Origin of the sequence: Staphylococcus sp. AS1337 (assembly GCF_051408735.1) — a bacterium.
Taxonomy (GTDB): Bacteria; Bacillota; Bacilli; order Staphylococcales; family Staphylococcaceae; genus Staphylococcus; species Staphylococcus xylosus_B.
The window spans coordinates 19,005-37,687 of record NZ_JBOIHZ010000013.1 but is presented as its reverse complement, the minus strand read 5'-3'; the positions used below and the strand labels follow the sequence as shown (position 1 = coordinate 37,687).

Below are 18,683 nucleotides of genomic sequence, written 5' to 3'. Positions count from 1 at the left end.
TAAGTGAGTAAGGAGAGCGTGCAAGTGAGGAAAGATGCGAGCGCTTGTCTCACGGCAAGAAAGGTCTTTAGAGCCGAGGGTAGCAGACTTATGTTCCTCAAGAGTAGGAAAAGGGAAATACATGAGCTTTGCTCATGTATAAGTCTCACTAATACAGAGAAATATAATATGATAAGAGATTTACGAGTCTACCTTAATAAATTTAGAAATTAGAATTTAAAAGTGGAACTTTGCAGGCAATTGAGGACCCAACAGGGTCTTTTTTTATGCGGGAAAATCTTAATTTCAACTAAAAGTAATTGGTGATGTCAGAGGGGGGACATGAGCAAAAGTCCATGTATAACCACTATTAACTCAATAGAATGAGAGGTGATGCTTTAAAAGAGGAAATAACAAGATTTATATGAGTTTATGAGGAGTTCTTTAAATATGTTAAAATATAATGAAAATTGAAGTTTGAAAAGTGGGTGTTGTATGTCACTACCATTAAAGAAAAAGTTTAATAAGTTATTAGAAAGAAAACCAATTTCTATGCATGTCCCGGGACATAAAAATGCGACAATAGGTTATATTAATCAACTAAAGTTTGAAATGGATATGACTGAAATAACAGGTTTAGATGATTTACATCATCCTGAAGGTGTTATAGCACAAAGCATGGTTAATGTGAAAAAACATCCTGATTATGATGCATTTTATTTAGTCAATGGGACAACATCAGGTATTTTATCAGTAATACAAGGTTTTTCAAATATTCAAGGTCGATATGTTGTTGCAAGAAATGCTCATAAGTCTGTTTTTCATGCTTTAGATTTAGTTCATGAACCATGTCGATTATTGGGTATGGATATGAGTATAAAAACAAAACAATATTTAGGCCCTCAGAAAAACGCACTGTTCCAACAATTGAATGATACGAAGCTATTAGTTCTTACATATCCTAACTATTATGGGGAATGTTTTGATGTTGAAGAGATACTAAAGTATACAAAGGTTCATCAAATACCTACGTTAATAGACGAAGCGCATGGTGCACACTTTGATTTACCAGGTTTCCCAAAGTCTTCGTTGAATTTAGGAGCAGATTATGTTGTGCAGTCATATCATAAAACATTGCCGTCACTAACAATGAGTTCAATAATATTTATTCATAAAAATGCGGCACAGCGTGAAAAAGTCTTGAAGTACTTAACGTATTTTCAATCTTCAAGTCCTTCGTATCTTCTTATGAATAGTTTAGAGTTAGCACATGATTTTTATGAAAATTATAATACTAACTTGTTTTTTGAAAAAAGAAAGAAATGTATTCACGCTATTGAGTCTATAGGGATGCATATAGTTGAAGTAAATGATCCATTGAAGTTGAATATACAATGCATGGGCTATTCAGGTATTGAATTACAACAGTTCTTTGAAGATAAAGATATTTATGTAGAACTAGCAGATGAATATCAAGTACTATTCGTCTTACCTCTGTGGCATGAAGACGATAAATATCCATTTGAAGACTTAATCGACAGAATAAAACAAATAAAAGTAGAAAAAAGGTTTAATAACATAGATTATGATATTCCTGATTATGACATATGTGGTTTTTATTGGCCTGATGAAATAGCAAAAGTTAAAAGTATAGATATAAATGAAGCTGAAAATCAAATTTTAGCAGTGAATATTGTACCTTATCCACCAGGTATACCAGTAATGCTAAAAGGAGAAATAATAACAGAAAATATGATAAAATTAATGAATTATTGGTGTGAACACCATATAAGAGTAGAAGGAATTAAAAAACATAAAATTGAAATTAAGGATGAATAAAATGTCAGCTTTTATAACTTTTGAAGGTCCTGAAGGTTCAGGGAAAACTACTGTCATACAGCAAGTAGCAAAAAAATTAGAAAATGAATATGAAGTTGTACTCACCAGAGAGCCAGGTGGTGTGAAAACTGGAGAGCAAATTCGTGAAGTATTGCTTGAAGGAGATGATATGGATGATCGAACAGAAGCATTATTATTTGCTGCTTCTAGACGCGAACATCTCGTAGGTAAGGTGATTCCATCATTAAATAGTGGTAAATTAGTATTATGTGATAGATATATTGATAGTTCCTTAGCATATCAAGGCTATGCTCGGGGAATAGGAATAGAAGAAGTGAAATCTATTAATGAATTTGCTATTAATGGTTTGTATCCAGATATTACGATATATCTTGATGTCAGCGTAGAAGTTGGAAGAGAAAGAATCTTAAAAAATCAACGAAATCAAAATCGTTTAGATCAAGAAGATGTAAAATTTCATGAAAAAGTAGTTGAAGGTTATAAAGAAATTATTCATAATGAGTCTGAACGCTTTATGGTAATAGATGCAGATCAGAGTGTAGAAAAAGTAGTTAACGCAACGTATGAATCTATCATCAAATACTTAGAAAAATTATGATATAATACTGGGAAGAGGTGTTTAATATGAAAATGATTATAGCAATCGTACAAGATCAGGATAGTCAAGAACTTTCAGATAAACTTGTTAAACATAACTTTAGAGCAACGAAACTTGCAACAACAGGTGGTTTTTTAAGAGCAGGTAATACAACGTTTTTATCTGGTGTTGAAGATGACCGAGTTGATGAAATGCTAAAAGTTATTAATGACACTTGTGGTAATAGAGAGCAACTTGTATCACCTATAACACCAATGGGTGGCAGTGCAGATTCTTATATTCCATATCCGGTTGAAGTAGAGGTTGGAGGAGCAACGGTATTTGTAATGCCAGTTGATGCTTTCCATCAATTTTAGAATCATGGTTGCTATATATAGTGGCCTTTCAAATTACATTTCCACTTAAGATTAAATTTTCATGAACTTAAGTAATGTGCTTTGTAAGGTTACTATGTATAAGCAGCCTTTTTATATAAAGGAGTAACTTTATGATGGATGAGTTAGAAAGACTGACAAAAGCGTATCAATCAAGTAAACTGTCGCACGCTTATTTATTTGAGGGCGATGATGGACAATCCATGCAGCAAGTCGCAATTGATTTCACGAAATTAATCCTATGTGGGCAAGACAATCAATGTCAGTTAAAAGTAGAAACATTTAATCATCCAGATTTTATGTATATATCTTCCGAAGAAACTACGATTAAAAAAGATCAAGTAGAACAATTAGTACATCATATGAATCAACTACCTATCGAAGGTGACTATAAAGTTTATATTATTGAATCTTTTGAGAAGTTAACCGTTCAAGGTGAAAATAGTATTTTAAAATTTTTAGAAGAACCACCTGATAATACGATAGCCATCTTATTAACAACGAAACCAGAACAAATTTTAGATACTATTCATTCTAGATGTCAGCATGTATATTTTAAGCCAATAGATAAGTCTATCTTTATAGAAAGATTAATCGAACGCGAAATTTCGCGCCCTGTAGCAGAATTGTTCAGTACATATACAACCCAAATTGAAACTGCAGTAGCGATAAACGAAGAGGCAGACCTGATGGCATTGCGTAAAAGTATTATAAAATGGTGCCAATTGTTGTTAACAAATCGTTCAATGGCGTTGATAGCGATTGTCGATTTATTAAAACAGGCTAAAAATCGTCGTTTACAGTTAGTTACATTAGCCGCAGTTAATGGTTTCTTTGAAGATGTTATGCATGCTAAAGTAGGAATGGATGATAATATTATATATCGTGATTTGCATGAAGAAGTAAAAGTATTTTCTGAAAAATTAACATATAATCAAATTATTTTGATGTATGATCAAATAACAGAAGCACATAAAAAATTAAACCAAAATGTTAATCCGACATTAGTATTTGAACAGATTGTGATAAAAGGGGTGAGTTAAACATGCAAAATGTAGTAGGAATTGGTTTTCAAAAATCGGGGAAAATGGAATACTATTCGCCAAAAGATTTCGATTTAAATGTAGATGATTGGGTGGTAGTTGAGTCTAAAAGAGGATTAGAGATGGGGCGTGTAAAATATGCTCCGTTAGATGTTGCAGATGAAGATGTAACACTACCTTTAAAAGAAATCGTCCGTCATGCAACAGATGAGGATTTAAGTCAATATGAGCAAAATGAAAAAGATGCTGAAGAGGCAATGGCATTATGCAAAAATACGATTCAACAACAAAGTTTAGAAATGAGACTAGTTAATTGTGAATTTACATTAGATAAATCAAAAGTAATTTTTAATTTTACATCGGATGAACGCGTTGATTTTAGAAAATTAGTAAAAGTTCTAGCTCAAAAACTAAAAACACGTATTGAGTTAAGACAAATAGGTGTTAGAGATGAAGCAAAATTACTTGGTGGTATTGGACCGTGTGGACGTTCTTTATGCTGTGCTACGTTTTTAGGTGACTTTGAACCAGTATCTATAAAAATGGCAAAAGATCAAAATTTATCACTTAATCCTACTAAAATTTCAGGGGCTTGCGGTCGTTTAATGTGTTGTCTTAAATATGAAAATGACTATTATGAAGAGGCGCGTGCCCAATTACCTGATGTAGGAGAAGCTATTAAAACGCCAGAAGGTAATGGTAAAGTAATTGGCCTAAACATCTTAGATATTTCTATGCAAGTAAAAGTGGAAGGACTTGAACAGCCACTTGAATATAAAATGGAAGAATTAGAGACATTAAATTAGGAGGCCAAAATAACATTGAATCGTAGCGACATATTTGAAAAATTAGCGAATTTAGAATCAAATATTAATCAAATCAATACTGATATGGTTAATTTGAAAAAACTTACGGTTGAATTAATTGAAGAAAATGTCGCCTTACAAATCGAGAATGAGAATCTAAAAACATTGATAGATAAAGAAGAACAATCTAAAAATGTAGAACAAGGTAAGAAAATCCCTGTTAAACAACCACTTCGCAGTAAAGATAATTTGGCTATGCTTTATAAAGAGGGGTTCCATATTTGTAATGGCGAATTATTTGGGAAACATAGAAAAGGCGATGATTGCTTATTCTGTCTCGAAGTATTAACTGAATAAAAGTTGATACAGAACAAAATCAATAGTAATCATATGTAATTGAGGATGAGCAGTAACGATAGGCTTGATTATTAAGCATCGTTACCTTATCCTCTTTTTTGGAGGTTAGAAAGATGCTTTTAGAAGATGAAAGATTAGATTATTTAACAAAAGAAAACTTAAGAATTATACAAAATGATGAAGTGTTTTCTTTTTCTACAGATGCACTATTACTCGCGCATTTTACAAAAGTTAAAAAGCAAGATACGATTATGGATTTGTGTTCAGGGAATGGAGTTATCCCTCTATTACTTTCAGATAAAGGGCAACAAAATATAGATGGTATAGAGATTCAGCAACAACTAGTTGATATGGCACAAAGAAGTGTCACATATAATCAATTAGAAGATAGAATCCACATGTATCATATGGATTTAAAGGACACACATCAACAATTTATGCCTTCACAATATAGCCTTGTTACTTGTAATCCACCTTACTTTAAAGTCAATCAACAACATCAACATCAAAAAGATGCGCATAAAATAGCTAGGCATGAGATAATGTGTACATTAGAAGATTGTTGTTTAGCAGCGAGACATTTATTAAAGCAAGGTGGACGTATGGTAATGGTTCATAGAGCTGAACGTCTTATGGATGTCTTAAGTTACATGAGAGCATATCAAATTGAGCCTAAAAAACTTTATTTTGTATATAGTAAACAAGACAAAGTGGCGCAAACAATAGTTGTGGAAGGTAGAAAAAGTGGTAACCAAGGTTTAGACATACAGCCACCATTTTATATTTATAATAATGATGGCAGTTACACCGAGGAAATGAGAGAAATATATTATGGATAAACATTATATTTATATAGTTAAATGTAAAGATGGTAGTTTATATACGGGTTATGCAAAAGATGTTACACAGAGAGTAGCTAAACATAATAATGGACAAGGCGCTAAATATACGAAAATAAGACGTCCGGTACAACTCGTTTATCAAGAAATGTTCGCTACAAAGTCTGAAGCATTGAAACGTGAGTATGAAATTAAAACATACACACGTCAACAAAAATTAGAATTAATAAGTGAGGATTAGGTTATGTCGATATTATATTTAGTAGGAACGCCTATTGGTAACTTGGCGGATATTACATATCGCGCTGTTGATACTTTAAGAACCGTAGATTTGATTGCATGTGAAGATACACGAGTGACCAAAAAATTATGCGCACATTATGAAATACAAGCACCACTCAAATCTTACCATGACCATAATAAAGAACAGCAAACAGATTATCTTATTGAACAATTACAACAAGGTATTGACATAGCATTAGTATCAGATGCAGGTTTGCCATTAATCAGTGACCCTGGATATGAACTTGTTGTTGCAGCTAGAGAAAACGGTATAAGAGTAGAGACTATACCCGGACCAAACGCAGGTTTAACTGCACTAATGGCAAGTGGATTACCTTCCTTTACTTATACGTTTTTAGGCTTTTTACCACGAAAAGACAAACAAAAACAATCATATTTGGAACAACGTATGTATGAAAATAGCACATTAATTATTTACGAGTCGCCACATCGTGTAAAAGATACAATTAAAACCATTCAAAAGGTTGATAGAGAGCGTAAAGTGTCTGTAGGGAGAGAGTTGACAAAAAAATTCGAACAAATTGTTACTGACTATGTAGGAAATGTGCTAGATCGTCTTAATGACGAAAGTATTCCAACTAAAGGTGAGTTTGTAGTAATTATTGAAGGTGCAGAACCAGTCGAAGATACAGCTTGGTTTGAAGATATGTCGCTCAAAGCACACGTTGATTATCATATAAATCAAGGTATGAAACCAAAAGCGGCGATTAAACAGGTAGCAGAATTACGCCAAATGAAGACAAGTGAAGTTTATGACATCTATCATGAAGTTTAAGTATGTTGTGGAGGATCAAATCATAGGTAGTTTGATTTACTAATTAATAGATCTAAGTAAAAGGACATACCACAAATTCGAATTTAATCAAGAAAAAAGAGTTGAAAAACTCCCATAACATGCGCGATTTATGGTAATGTAGATAAGATAGAGATTATTAATCATATTTAAATTATAGCAAAATTAAAACTTAAAAACGCTGGATATGACTAGTATGCTATCCAAAGAATTTTTATGATGATTAACATATAAATCGGAATAGAAATACACATCTGCTTCATTGAAAACAAAAATGAATTTAGATATATTTATAGTGTAAGAATCGAGGAGGAACATTGATGGCGAAAGAAACTTTTTATATCACTACACCAATATATTATCCAAGTGGGAATTTACATATCGGTCATGCTTATACAACAACAGCTGGTGATGTAATCGCACGTTATAAAAGAATGCAAGGCTATGATGTTCGTTATTTAACAGGTACGGATGAACATGGGCAAAAAATACAAGAAAAAGCACATAAAGCTGGAAAATCAGAATTAGAATATTTAGATGAAATGATTGCTGGTATTAAAGATTTATGGCAAAAATTAGAAATTTCAAATGATGATTTTATTCGTACTACGGAAGCACGTCATAAAGAAGTTGTCCAACAAATTTTTGAACGTTTATTAGCTCAAAATGATATTTATCTTGGTGAATATGAGGGTTGGTATTCAGTACCAGACGAAACATATTACACGGAAACGCAATTAGTTGATCCAGTTTTCGAAAATGGAGAAATTGTTGGAGGTAAAAGTCCAGATTCTGGTCATGAAGTGGAATTGGTTAAAGAAGAAAGTTACTTCTTTAATTTATCTAAATATACAGACCGTTTATTAGAATTTTACGATGAAAACCCTGAGTTTATTCAGCCACCTTCACGTAAAAATGAAATGATTAATAATTTTATTAAACCTGGCCTTGAAGATTTAGCAGTGTCACGTACGTCATTTGATTGGGGGATTCATGTTAAATCGAATCCAAAACACGTTGTTTACGTTTGGATTGATGCACTTGTAAACTATATTTCTTCATTAGGTTATCTATCTGATGATGATAGTTTATTTAAAAAATATTGGCCGGCAGATATTCATATAATGGCTAAGGAAATCGTGCGTTTCCATTCTATTATATGGCCAATTTTATTAATGGCATTAGATATACCGTTACCTAAAAAAGTGTTCGCACATGGTTGGATACTTATGAAAGATGGTAAAATGAGTAAATCTAAAGGGAATGTTGTAGACCCTAATGTACTCATTGATCGTTATGGCTTAGATGCTACACGTTATTACTTAATGCGTGAATTACCATTTGGCTCTGATGGTGTATTTACTCCTGAAGGATTTGTGGAACGTACAAATTATGATTTAGCAAATGATTTAGGGAACTTAGTGAATCGTACGATTTCAATGATTAATAAATATTTTGACGGTGAATTACCTGCATATCAAAGTTCTAAACATGAATTAGATAAAGATATGGAGCAAATGGCACTAGATACTGTGAAGACATTCCATGAAAACATGGATGATTTACAATTTTCAGTAGCACTTTCAACAATATGGAAATTCATTAGTCGTACGAATAAATATATTGATGAAACATCACCATGGGTATTAGCTAAAGATGAAGAACAAAAAGAAATGCTTGGCAATGTCATGGCTCACTTAGTAGAGAATATTCGTATTATTGCAGTGTTACTAAGACCATTTCTTACACATGCGCCAAAACAAATCTTTACACAGTTGAATATAAATACACCAGAGCTGTTTGAACTTGAAAGTATTGAAACATATGGTGCTTTAACTGAACCGATCATGGTGAGTGATAAACCACAGCCTATCTTCCCACGTCTAGATAGCGCGGTTGAAATTGACTATATAAAAGAATCAATGCAACCTGAAAAGAAAGAAGAAGAGGTAGAAGAAGAAATCCCAGCAAAAGCTCAAATTGATATTAAAGATTTTGACAAAGTAGAAATTAAAGCTGCAACAATTATTGATGCTGAACAAGTGAAGAAATCTGATAAGTTATTGAAAATTCAAGTAGATTTAGATAACGAACAGCGTCAGATTGTTTCAGGAATCGCACAATACTATCAACCTGAAGATATTATAGGTAAGAAGGTTGCTGTTGTGACTAACTTAAAACCTGCTAAATTAATGGGTAGAAAATCAGAAGGTATGATTTTATCAGCTGAAAAAGATGGTGTGCTAACACTTGTTAGCTTACCAAGCGCGATTCCAAATGGATCAGTAATTAAATAACCACAAATTAAGGAGCGGTTAAAAGATGCTAATCGATACACATGTTCATTTAAATGCAGATCAATACGACGAAGACTTAGAAGCGGTTATTGAACGTGCTAAAGAAAATGGTGTAGATCGCATGTTTGTAGTTGGTTTTGATACACCTACAGTTGAGCGTACAATGGAACTCATTGACCAATATGAATTTATTTACGGTATCATTGGATGGCATCCTGTTGATGCGATTGATTGTACAGAAGAACGATTAGAATGGATTGAATCACTTGCGGCGCATCCTAAAGTGATTGGTATCGGTGAAACAGGTTTGGATTATCACTGGGATAAATCACCTAAAGATATTCAGCAAGCGTTATTTAGAAAGCAAATAGCCTTGGCAAAACGTGTTAATCTGCCAATTATCATTCATAATAGAGAAGCAACTCAAGATTGTATAGATATTTTGAAAGAAGAGCATGCAGAAGATATTGGCGGTATTATGCATAGCTTTAGTGCTTCTCCTGAAATTGCGGATGATGTCATTAATAAATTGAACTTTTATGTTTCTTTAGGTGGTCCTGTAACATTTAAAAATGCTAAACAACCTAAAGAAGTTGCAAAGCATGTACCGTTTGATAGATTGTTAGTTGAAACAGATGCGCCATTTCTATCGCCACACCCTTATAGAGGTAAGCGTAATGAGCCAGCACGTGTAACACTAGTTGCTGAAGAAATTGCTGAATTACGTGGTGTGAGTTATGAAGAAGTGTGTAAACAAACAACTGAAAATGCAGAACGATTGTTTAATTTAAAAGCATAAAATATTACAAAAGGTATCGGTCTGAGATAAGGCTTAGTTGATAAAATACAGGCTAAGTAGTCATCATAATTTACGCCGATACCTTTTTTATTTTTATCTAAACCGAAGTGAGTAATGAAAGGTGTAACAATAAATGAAGATAAATGAATTTATTGTAGTTGAAGGTAGAGACGATACAGAACGAGTAAAAAGAGCGGTTGAATGTGATACGATTGAGACAAATGGTAGTGCTATCAATCAGGCAACTTTAGAGGTTATTGCACGGGCATATGAAACTAGAGGGGTCATTGTACTTACTGATCCAGATTTCCCAGGTGATAAAATAAGGAATACAATTCAAAAATACATTCCGGGTGTTAAACATGCCTATATTGACCGCGATAAGGCTAAAAACAAACGCGGGAAAATAGGTGTAGAACATGCTAATATTGATGATATTAAAGAAGCATTAATGAATGTAAGTACGCCTTTTGAAGAAGGGCACGAATCAATAAGTAAAGACGTGTTGATTGATTTAGGCTTGCTCGTTGGTAAAGATGCACGTAAAAAAAGGGAACTGTTAGGCCGTAAATTGCATATTGGTCATTCTAATGGTAAACAGTTGTTGAATAAACTAAATGCATTTGGTTATACAGAAACAGATGTTAGAAATGCATTAAGTGATAATGAGGGAAGTGAAAGTTAAATGGAATATAAAGATATTGCAACACCAACGCGAACTAAAGCATTACTTAATCAATATGGATTTAATTTCAAAAAGAGTTTAGGACAGAATTTTTTAATTGATGTGAATATTATTCATAATATCATTGAGGCCAGTGATATTGATGCGCATACAGGCGTAATAGAAATAGGACCTGGTATGGGTTCATTAACGGAGCAATTGGCTAAAAATGCTAAAAAAGTGGTTGCCTTTGAAATTGATCAACGTCTAATGCCTGTACTTGAAGATACAATGGGACCATATAAAAATGTGACTATAATAAATGAGGATATACTTAAAGCAGATATTGCGCATTATGTTGCTGAACATTTTTCTGAATGTAAGAAAATAATGGTAGTAGCTAACTTACCATATTACATTACAACACCTATTTTATTAAATTTAATGCAACAATCATTACCAATTGATGGTTATGTAGTTATGATGCAAAAAGAAGTAGGAGAACGTCTCAATGCACAAGTCGGCACAAAAGCGTATGGTTCATTATCAATTGTGGCACAATATTATACAGAAACGAGTAAAGTGCTAACTGTACCTAAAGCTGTATTCTTACCACCACCGAATGTAGATTCTATTGTAGTTAAATTAATGAAGCGCGACACACCGATTGTTACTGTAGATGATGAAGATAAATTTTTCAAAATGACAAAAGGAGCGTTTGGTCAAAGACGTAAGACAATTAATAATAATTATCAAAGTTTATTTGTAGACGGCAAAGCTAATAAACAAATGATACTCGATTGGTTAGAAGCCAGTGATATAGACCCGAGAAGGCGAGGAGAAACGCTTTCAATAAAAGAATTTGCACATTTATACAATGAATTGAAAAATTTCCCAGAATTAGAATTTTAAATTATTGACAAGTGCGCTTTACCTTGCTAAAATTAAGATTTTATTTGACAAAAACCCTCAAAATGTGTTATTATACAACTTGTAGCGAGGTGGAGCAATATGCCAAAATCTATTGGAGACATCAAAAATTCACTTGATTGTCAATTAGGGAACAGAATTGTACTTAAAGCGAATGGTGGACGTAAAAAAACAATTGAACGTAGTGGTGTTTTAAAAGAGACATACCCTTCTGTTTTTATTGTTGAACTAGATCAAGATATTTATAATTTTGAGCGTGTATCCTATACATACACTGATGTTTTAACTGAAAACGTACAAGTTTCTTTTGAAGGTGATAATCATCAAGAAGCAATTGCACACTAAATAAAATAAATTTAAATTAAGTTTGGCACATGATGGTGCCTTGCATTTCAATTTAAATGTTAATATGAGAACGAATTTAAATAATAGGTATGTTGGTGTAATGACGCTAACATACCTTTTTTGTTATATTAATATTATTGCATTTAAGAGTAGGTAATAGTTTTATCTATAATAAACAATATTGTAAAATAGTAAGTTAAGAAATATATTTTTAATTTTAGTCAACGCTATTTAATGATTTTTACTAATAAAGTAGCAATAGAAAGTGTTAAGTTTTAAAAAAACTAACAACGCAATGTTAACAATATGTTAAAATCATTTTATTACCATATCGAATTGGAAGAGGGTGGGAATATGATATATGAAACGGCACCAGCGAAGATAAATTTAACGTTGGACACACTCTTTAAACGAGATGATGGTTTTCATGAAGTTGAAATGATAATGACGACAATTGATTTGAATGATAGATTGTCATTTGAACTACGTAAAGACAAAAAGATAATTGTTGACGTAGAACAATCCTATGTTCCCTCCGATAACAAAAATTTAGCGTATAAGGCTGCAGAATTAATGAAAAAGACCTATAATTTGAAGCAAGGTATAACTATTACTATAGAAAAAAATATTCCTGTCTCAGCTGGTTTGGCAGGTGGGTCTACTGATGCTGCAGCAACAATGAGAGGGATGAATCGATTATATAATTTAAATCGACCGCTTAAAGAACTATGTGAGTTGGGAATACAGATTGGAACAGATATTCCATTTTGTATTTTAGGAAAAACTGCATTATGTAAAGGAAAAGGTGAAATCATTAAATTTTTAGATAAGCCACCTTCTGCATGGGTGGTAGTAGCTAAACCTGATTTAGGTATATCTTCACCTGATATATTTAAAAAACTGGATTTAAAACAACCTTATAATGTACATACTAAAGCATGTGAAGCGGCCTTAATTGCAGAGGATTATGACCTATTATGTAAGAGTCTGTCGAACCGATTGGAACCTGTCTCGGGTAAGATGCATACAGAAATTTTGAAAATAAAGGCTAATATGTTAGAGAATGGAGCAGATGGCGCTGTTATGAGTGGTAGTGGTCCTACTGTTTATGGATTAACACGAAAAGAACGACAAGCAAAGCACGTATACAATGCTGTTAACGGTTGTTGTAATGAAGTACACATTGTAAGATTATTAGGCTAATTGAGAAGGGATGAATCGAATGCGCTATAAAAGAAGTGAACGAATTGTTTATATGACTCAATATTTAATGAACAATCCGAATAAGTTGATACCGTTAACGTATTTTGTACAAAAATTTAAGCAAGCAAAGTCTTCCATTAGTGAAGATGTTCAAATTATTAAAACAACTTTTCAAAAAGAAAAACTTGGGACAGTGATTACTACTGCAGGTGCTAGCGGTGGTGTTACTTATAAACCTGAGATGAGTAAAGCAGAAGCGACAGAAGTGATTGATGAAGTGATAGAACATTTACAAGAGAAAGAACGTTTACTGCCAGGTGGTTACTTATTTTTATCTGATTTAATGGGTAATCCTACATTATTGAATCGGGTTGGTAAATTAATCGCAACACTATATATGGATGAAGAGTTAGATGCTATTGTAACAATTGCTACTAAGGGGATCTCACTTGCAAATTCAGTTGCAAATGTACTGAATTTACCTGTAGTAGTTATACGTAAAGATAATAAAGTGACTGAAGGTTCTACAGTTTCTATAAATTACGTATCTGGTTCTTCTAGAAAAATCGAGACAATGGTTCTATCAAAGAGAACATTACCTGAAAATTCCAATGTACTTGTCGTAGATGATTTCATGCGTGCCGGTGGTTCAATAAATGGTGTGATGAATTTAATGAATGAGTTTAAAGCACATGTTAAAGGGGTATCGGTACTAGTAGAATCAAAAGAAGTTAAGCAAAGATTAATTGAAGATTATACTTCCTTAGTTAGATTATCTGATGTAGATGAATACAATCAGGAATTTAAGGTGGAACAAGGCAACAGTTTAACTAAATTTTCTTAAAGGAGCGATTTCGACATCATGAAAGTTATTAATACGGAAAAGGCGCCCGAAGCATTAGGGCCATACTCGCATGCAACGGAAATAAATGGGCTTGTATTCACTTCAGGACAAATTCCATTAAATTTAAATGGAGAAATTGTCAGTGAAGATGTAAAAGAGCAAACGACACAAGTTCTAGAAAATTTAAAAGTCGTGTTAGACCAAGCTGGATCAGATTTAGATTCAGTGATTAAAGCTACTATTTTCATTGCTGATATGAATGAATTTCAAAATATAAATGAAGTTTATGGCAAATACTTTAATGAACATCAACCAGCGAGAAGTTGTGTTGAAGTGGCAAGATTGCCAAAAGATGTTAAAGTTGAAATCGAATTAATAGCGAAAGTGAAGTAAGGGTTTATAATTTTTAATGAAATTGTTAAGCTTCTAAACAAAGAGATACTAGGGGGGCTCACTACATGAAAGTGACAGATGTAAGACTTAGAAAAATACAAACAGATGGAAGAATGAAAGCGCTCGTTTCAATTACTTTAGATGAATCATTTGTAGTACATGATTTACGAGTGATTGAAGGCAACACAGGTCTATTCGTCGCAATGCCAAGTAAACGTACACCAGACGGTGAATTCCGAGATATCGCGCATCCTATAAATTCTGAAATGAGACAAGAAATACAAGATGCCGTTATGAAAGTGTATGAAGAAACTGATGAGGTCATCCCTGACAGAAATGCACAGTCATCAGATAATTCTGAAGAAGAAGCTTAAAATTAAAAAAGTAAAACTAAGTATAAAAAAGATTGGATTTCCGCATAAATGGAAATCCAATCTTTTTTATTTTGCAAAGTCAATTTGAAATAAAAAAAATAAAATTAATTGTAAAAGCGTAAAGGTGACAAAAAATATATTATTTATAATTATAAGTAAAATACATTTTTTACTGTAGTAAAAATCAGAACATTAGAATAAGAAAAGGGGTGTATGCGAATGATAACAACTAAGTAAGAATACAGCATTCTTATTATACGTTCGTATATTACCCTGTGATTTGAGAATATAAAAGCGGTTACTCAATTGAACAAAGATGACAAATCTATGCTTATATATTTCTAATATTTTTAATAAAAATATTTCCATTATGTAACATTGATGTTTTGAGCCTTGAAAGTGTGACTAGCGTTAAATTATAATAAGTAAGAAGTGTATATTTTAATGGAGGGTTAACATACATGCAAAGACATGCAATAGTACTTGCGGCTGGAAAAGGTACGCGTATGAAATCGAAGAAATACAAAGTACTACATGATGTAGCAGGCAAATCAATGATTGAACACGTCGTTGATAACGTTAAGCAATCTGGCGTAGAACAACTTGTTACAATTGTTGGGCATGGCGCACAAAATGTCAAAGAGACATTGGGCGATGCATCACTTTACAGTTTTCAAGAAGAACAATTAGGCACTGCACATGCTGTTAAGATGGCAAGTGAACATTTGAAAGATAAACAAGGTACAACGTTAGTAGTATGTGGAGACACACCGTTAATCACTGCGTCAACATTGAAATCAATGATAGAACATCATGAGAACACAAAAGCACAGGCCACTGTTTTATCAGCAACAGCAGAAAATCCATTCGGTTATGGACGTATCCTGCGCGACTCAGTACAACGACTAACTAAAATTGTTGAGCAAAAAGATGCATCTGAGACAGAGCGACAAATTAATGAAATTAGTTCAGGTATTTTTGCATTTGATAACCAAGTTTTATTTGAAAAATTGGAGTTAGTGAGAAATGAAAATGCGCAAAAGGAATATTATTTGCCTGATGTACTTTCATTAATTTTAGAAGATAAAGGTAACGTTGAAATCTATCATACAGATGATTTTGAAGAAATTATGGGCGTTAATGATAGAGTGATGTTGAGTGAAGCTGAAAAAGCTTTTAAGAAACGTGCTAATGAACATCATATGAGAAACGGCGTGACGATTGTTGACCCAGCAACTACATATATAGGTGCTGATGTTATCATAGGAGAAGATACAGTTATTGAGCCAGGGGTGAAAATTGCTGGCAACACTGTAATTGGAGAAGATACAATCGTTGGACAATATACTGAAATAACTAACAGTAAAATAGGATCAAATGTCACAATTAAACAATCTGTTATTAATGAAGCGATTGTTGGCAATCATGCTAAAATTGGACCGTTTGCACAGCTTCGTCCTGGTGCGGACTTAGGCGAAAAAGTTAAAGTAGGTAACTTTGTTGAAGTTAAAAAATCTGTTGTCAAAACAGGCGCTAAATTACCTCACTTAAGTTATATAGGTGATGCTGAAATTGGTGAAAGAACAAATGTTGGCTGCGGTTCAATTACTGTGAACTATGATGGCATCAATAAATTTAAAACGATTATTGGTAATGATTCATTTATTGGTTGTAATACAAATCTCGTTGCACCAATAACATTAGGAGACCGTTCCTTTATAGCGGCAGGTTCCACAATCACGGATAATGTCCCACAAGACAGTTTGGCATTAGCTAGGGCTAGACAAACAACCAAAGAGGGTTATTTGAAAAAATAAAGGCATATATTTAGACAAGCGTGCTTAAACTGTTAAAATCAATGTAATTGTATGAAAGTTAACCAGAGTATGTGATTATGTTGCTGAACGCTTTAAGTTTTGTTTTGTCTACAAATGAAAACGAATTGAAAGAATTAATTGGAGGACTATAAATGTTAAACAATGAGTATAAGAATTCTGCTTTGAAAATATTTTCTTTAAAGGGTAATGAACCATTAGCCCAAGAAGTTGCAGACCAAGTTGGAATTGAGCTAGGTAAATGTTCAGTAAAACGTTTCAGCGATGGAGAAATTCAAATTAATATAGAAGAAAGTATTCGTGGTTGTGATGTATTTATTATTCAACCAACATCAAATCCAGTGAATTTACATTTAATGGAATTGTTAATCATGATTGATGCTTGTAGACGTGCATCAGCAGCGAATATTAATATAGTTGTTCCATATTATGGCTATGCACGCCAAGATAGAAAAGCACGTAGCCGTGAACCAATTACAGCAAAACTTGTAGCGAACTTAATTGAAACAGCAGGCGCAGATCGTATGATTGCACTTGATTTACATGCGCCACAAATCCAAGGATTCTTCGATATGCCAATTGACCACTTAATGGGTGTTCCAATCTTAGCTGAATATTTTAATAATCAGACAGATATTGACCTTGAAGAATGTGTTGTTGTTTCACCTGACCACGGCGGGGTAACAAGAGCACGTAAACTTGCAGACATATTGAAAACCCCAATTGCCATTATAGATAAGCGTCGTCCAAAACCTAATGTTGCTGAAGTGATGAATATCGTAGGTGAAATCGATGGTCGTACAGCTATTATTATAGACGATATTATTGATACAGCTGGTACGATTACTTTAGCTGCACAAGCCTTAAAAGATAAAGGTGCTAAAGATGTTTATGCATGTTGTACACACCCTGTTTTATCGGGCCCTGCAAAAGAACGCATTGAAAATTCAGCAATAAAAGAGCTTGTAGTTACGAATTCAATTCAATTAGATGAAAGTCGAAAACCATCTAATACGAAAGAATTATCTGTAGCAGGTTTACTAGCACAAGCAATTATCCGTGTATATGAACGCGAATCTGTTAGTGTACTATTTGACTAATTGGTAAAATAGATATATAATTATTCCGTTCGTGAATTCACGACTTAATAAACACTTGCAAGCAACATGATGTTGATGGGTAAGTGAAGGGGTTCTTATTATGAAATATAAGAACAAAATATGAAAGGTGGAAATAATATGGCTTCATTAAAGTCAATTATTCGTCAAGGTAAACAAACTCGTTCAGATCTTAAAAAATTAAGAAATACTGGTAAAGTACCTGCAATCGTATACGGTTATGGTACTAAAAATACTTCAGTTAAAGTAGATGAAGTAGAATTTATCAAAGTTATCCGTGAAGTTGGACGTAACGGTGTTATCGAATTAGGCGTAGGTTCTAAAACTATTAAAGTAATGGTTTCTGACTACCAATTCGACCCACTTAAAAACCAAATCACTCACATTGATTTCTTAGCTATCAACATGACTGAAGAACGTACTGTTGAAGTACCAGTTCAATTAGTTGGTGAAGCTGTTGGATCTAAAGAAGGTGGCGTTGTTGAACAACCATTATTCAACCTTGAAGTTACTGCTACTCCAGACAATATTCCTGAAGTAATCGAAGTAGATATCACTGAATTAGAAATTAATGATACACTTTCAGTAGAAGACATCAAAATTTCAGGTGAATTCACTATCGAAAACGAAGTAACTGATTCAGTTGTAACAGTAGTTGCTCCAACAGAAGAACCTACTGAAGAAGAAATCGAAGCAATGGAAGGCGATTCAGAAACTGAAGAACCAGCTGTTGTTGGCGAAGAAAAAGACGATGAAGATGAAAGTGAAGGAAAATAATAAGCTGATAAAGCTTGTAATTACTTTACCATCATTACGCTGATTAAGTCAGCGTTATCATATCTTATAAAAAGCACCGTGCTTAATACGTTAAGCAGGTGCTTTTTTATGTTATTATAGTGAATGATACGACAAAAAATGATAAGAATAAT

General features: G+C 33.2%; 21 protein-coding genes. All 21 read left to right on the top strand.

What is annotated here, in order from left to right; translation table 11 throughout:
* Window positions 1–474 precede the first annotated feature (474 nt).
* The 21 genes from ACSUE0_RS14280 to ACSUE0_RS14180 all read left to right on the top strand — a co-directional run bounded on the left by ACSUE0_RS14280 (window position 475) and on the right by ACSUE0_RS14180 (window position 18,531).
* Complete coding sequence (locus ACSUE0_RS14280) at window positions 475–1,818, top strand: lysine decarboxylase (protein ID WP_436957793.1); 1,344 nt, start codon at window positions 475–477, stop codon at window positions 1,816–1,818.
* A gap of 1 nt (window position 1,819) precedes the next feature.
* A complete protein-coding gene (gene tmk, locus ACSUE0_RS14275) occupies window positions 1,820–2,437 on the top strand; it encodes a dTMP kinase (RefSeq protein ID WP_107552058.1) in 618 nt (205 codons plus the stop codon).
* A 26-nt stretch (window positions 2,438–2,463) separates the two neighbouring features.
* Window positions 2,464–2,793, top strand: coding sequence for a cyclic-di-AMP receptor (locus tag ACSUE0_RS14270; RefSeq protein WP_017721994.1), 330 nt, complete (start codon window positions 2,464–2,466; stop codon window positions 2,791–2,793).
* 134 nt (window positions 2,794–2,927) lie between these two features.
* A complete protein-coding gene (locus ACSUE0_RS14265; RefSeq protein WP_119613767.1) occupies window positions 2,928–3,854 on the top strand; it encodes a DNA polymerase III subunit delta' C-terminal domain-containing protein in 927 nt (308 codons plus the stop codon).
* Window positions 3,855–3,856: 2 nt separating this feature from the next.
* Window positions 3,857–4,660 carry a PSP1 domain-containing protein gene (locus tag ACSUE0_RS14260; protein ID WP_119613768.1) on the top strand — a complete coding sequence of 268 codons (804 nt, stop codon included), beginning with the start codon at window positions 3,857–3,859 and terminating at the stop codon, window positions 4,658–4,660.
* A gap of 15 nt (window positions 4,661–4,675) precedes the next feature.
* Window positions 4,676–5,017: a DNA replication initiation control protein YabA gene (yabA, locus tag ACSUE0_RS14255; RefSeq protein ID WP_119613769.1), complete on the top strand. Its 342-nt coding sequence runs from the start codon at window positions 4,676–4,678 to the stop codon at window positions 5,015–5,017.
* Between the two features lie 113 nt (window positions 5,018–5,130).
* Window positions 5,131–5,856, top strand: a complete 726-nt coding sequence (locus ACSUE0_RS14250; RefSeq protein WP_119613770.1) for a tRNA1(Val) (adenine(37)-N6)-methyltransferase — start codon at window positions 5,131–5,133, stop codon at window positions 5,854–5,856.
* A complete protein-coding gene (locus ACSUE0_RS14245; RefSeq protein WP_017721999.1) occupies window positions 5,849–6,097 on the top strand; it encodes a GIY-YIG nuclease family protein in 249 nt (82 codons plus the stop codon). Before ACSUE0_RS14250 ends, ACSUE0_RS14245 begins: the two co-directional genes overlap by 8 nt.
* 3 nt (window positions 6,098–6,100) lie before the next feature.
* Window positions 6,101–6,934, top strand: a complete 834-nt coding sequence (rsmI, locus tag ACSUE0_RS14240) for a 16S rRNA (cytidine(1402)-2'-O)-methyltransferase (protein WP_436957789.1) — start codon at window positions 6,101–6,103, stop codon at window positions 6,932–6,934.
* Window positions 6,935–7,272: 338 nt separating this feature from the next.
* Window positions 7,273–9,249 carry a methionine--tRNA ligase gene (gene metG / locus ACSUE0_RS14235; RefSeq protein WP_119613772.1) on the top strand — a complete coding sequence of 659 codons (1,977 nt, stop codon included), beginning with the start codon at window positions 7,273–7,275 and terminating at the stop codon, window positions 9,247–9,249.
* Window positions 9,250–9,274: 25 nt separating this feature from the next.
* Window positions 9,275–10,048, top strand: a complete 774-nt coding sequence (locus ACSUE0_RS14230; protein ID WP_017722002.1) for a TatD family hydrolase — start codon at window positions 9,275–9,277, stop codon at window positions 10,046–10,048.
* 133 nt (window positions 10,049–10,181) lie between these two features.
* Window positions 10,182–10,733 (top strand): ribonuclease M5, encoded by a 552-nt coding sequence (gene rnmV, locus ACSUE0_RS14225; protein WP_119613773.1) that lies wholly within the window; start codon window positions 10,182–10,184, stop codon window positions 10,731–10,733.
* Window positions 10,734–11,624 carry a 16S rRNA (adenine(1518)-N(6)/adenine(1519)-N(6))-dimethyltransferase RsmA gene (gene rsmA, locus ACSUE0_RS14220; protein WP_436957786.1) on the top strand — a complete coding sequence of 297 codons (891 nt, stop codon included), beginning with the start codon at window positions 10,734–10,736 and terminating at the stop codon, window positions 11,622–11,624.
* A 99-nt stretch (window positions 11,625–11,723) separates the two neighbouring features.
* Window positions 11,724–11,987 carry a Veg family protein gene (locus tag ACSUE0_RS14215; RefSeq protein ID WP_029379202.1) on the top strand — a complete coding sequence of 88 codons (264 nt, stop codon included), beginning with the start codon at window positions 11,724–11,726 and terminating at the stop codon, window positions 11,985–11,987.
* A 354-nt stretch (window positions 11,988–12,341) separates the two neighbouring features.
* The gene (ispE, locus tag ACSUE0_RS14210) at window positions 12,342–13,190 is read left to right on the top strand and encodes a 4-(cytidine 5'-diphospho)-2-C-methyl-D-erythritol kinase (RefSeq protein WP_436957784.1); all 849 of its coding nucleotides are present in this window, start codon (window positions 12,342–12,344) and stop codon (window positions 13,188–13,190) included.
* 19 nt (window positions 13,191–13,209) lie between these two features.
* The gene (purR, locus tag ACSUE0_RS14205) at window positions 13,210–14,034 is read left to right on the top strand and encodes a pur operon repressor (protein ID WP_017722007.1); all 825 of its coding nucleotides are present in this window, start codon (window positions 13,210–13,212) and stop codon (window positions 14,032–14,034) included.
* 18 nt (window positions 14,035–14,052) lie between these two features.
* Window positions 14,053–14,427 carry a RidA family protein gene (locus ACSUE0_RS14200; protein ID WP_029379204.1) on the top strand — a complete coding sequence of 125 codons (375 nt, stop codon included), beginning with the start codon at window positions 14,053–14,055 and terminating at the stop codon, window positions 14,425–14,427.
* Between the two features lie 65 nt (window positions 14,428–14,492).
* On the top strand, window positions 14,493–14,801 hold the full coding sequence (gene spoVG, locus ACSUE0_RS14195; protein ID WP_038678806.1) for a septation regulator SpoVG: 309 nt from the start codon (window positions 14,493–14,495) through the stop codon (window positions 14,799–14,801).
* Between the two features lie 461 nt (window positions 14,802–15,262).
* Entirely contained in the window at window positions 15,263–16,618 is a 1,356-nt protein-coding gene (glmU, locus tag ACSUE0_RS14190) for a bifunctional UDP-N-acetylglucosamine diphosphorylase/glucosamine-1-phosphate N-acetyltransferase GlmU (RefSeq protein ID WP_119613776.1), read from the top strand.
* Window positions 16,619–16,770: 152 nt separating this feature from the next.
* Window positions 16,771–17,736 (top strand): ribose-phosphate diphosphokinase, encoded by a 966-nt coding sequence (locus ACSUE0_RS14185; RefSeq protein ID WP_039069421.1) that lies wholly within the window; start codon window positions 16,771–16,773, stop codon window positions 17,734–17,736.
* 138 nt (window positions 17,737–17,874) lie between these two features.
* Window positions 17,875–18,531: a 50S ribosomal protein L25/general stress protein Ctc gene (locus ACSUE0_RS14180; protein ID WP_017722012.1), complete on the top strand. Its 657-nt coding sequence runs from the start codon at window positions 17,875–17,877 to the stop codon at window positions 18,529–18,531.
* Window positions 18,532–18,683: the final 152 nt, after the last annotated feature.

Coding starts and splice junctions, on each gene's coding strand:
- ACSUE0_RS14280 (WP_436957793.1), top strand. CDS start 475: ATGTCACTACCATTAAAGAAAAAGTTTAATAAGTTATTAGAAAGAAAA.
- tmk (WP_107552058.1), top strand. CDS start 1,820: ATGTCAGCTTTTATAACTTTTGAAGGTCCTGAAGGTTCAGGGAAAACT.
- ACSUE0_RS14270 (WP_017721994.1), top strand. CDS start 2,464: ATGAAAATGATTATAGCAATCGTACAAGATCAGGATAGTCAAGAACTT.
- ACSUE0_RS14265 (WP_119613767.1), top strand. CDS start 2,928: ATGGATGAGTTAGAAAGACTGACAAAAGCGTATCAATCAAGTAAACTG.
- ACSUE0_RS14260 (WP_119613768.1), top strand. CDS start 3,857: ATGCAAAATGTAGTAGGAATTGGTTTTCAAAAATCGGGGAAAATGGAA.
- ACSUE0_RS14250 (WP_119613770.1), top strand. CDS start 5,131: ATGCTTTTAGAAGATGAAAGATTAGATTATTTAACAAAAGAAAACTTA.
- ACSUE0_RS14245 (WP_017721999.1), top strand. CDS start 5,849: ATGGATAAACATTATATTTATATAGTTAAATGTAAAGATGGTAGTTTA.
- rsmI (WP_436957789.1), top strand. CDS start 6,101: ATGTCGATATTATATTTAGTAGGAACGCCTATTGGTAACTTGGCGGAT.
- metG (WP_119613772.1), top strand. CDS start 7,273: ATGGCGAAAGAAACTTTTTATATCACTACACCAATATATTATCCAAGT.
- ACSUE0_RS14230 (WP_017722002.1), top strand. CDS start 9,275: ATGCTAATCGATACACATGTTCATTTAAATGCAGATCAATACGACGAA.
- rnmV (WP_119613773.1), top strand. CDS start 10,182: ATGAAGATAAATGAATTTATTGTAGTTGAAGGTAGAGACGATACAGAA.
- rsmA (WP_436957786.1), top strand. CDS start 10,734: ATGGAATATAAAGATATTGCAACACCAACGCGAACTAAAGCATTACTT.
- ACSUE0_RS14215 (WP_029379202.1), top strand. CDS start 11,724: ATGCCAAAATCTATTGGAGACATCAAAAATTCACTTGATTGTCAATTA.
- ispE (WP_436957784.1), top strand. CDS start 12,342: ATGATATATGAAACGGCACCAGCGAAGATAAATTTAACGTTGGACACA.
- purR (WP_017722007.1), top strand. CDS start 13,210: ATGCGCTATAAAAGAAGTGAACGAATTGTTTATATGACTCAATATTTA.
- ACSUE0_RS14200 (WP_029379204.1), top strand. CDS start 14,053: ATGAAAGTTATTAATACGGAAAAGGCGCCCGAAGCATTAGGGCCATAC.
- spoVG (WP_038678806.1), top strand. CDS start 14,493: ATGAAAGTGACAGATGTAAGACTTAGAAAAATACAAACAGATGGAAGA.
- glmU (WP_119613776.1), top strand. CDS start 15,263: ATGCAAAGACATGCAATAGTACTTGCGGCTGGAAAAGGTACGCGTATG.
- ACSUE0_RS14185 (WP_039069421.1), top strand. CDS start 16,771: ATGTTAAACAATGAGTATAAGAATTCTGCTTTGAAAATATTTTCTTTA.
- ACSUE0_RS14180 (WP_017722012.1), top strand. CDS start 17,875: ATGGCTTCATTAAAGTCAATTATTCGTCAAGGTAAACAAACTCGTTCA.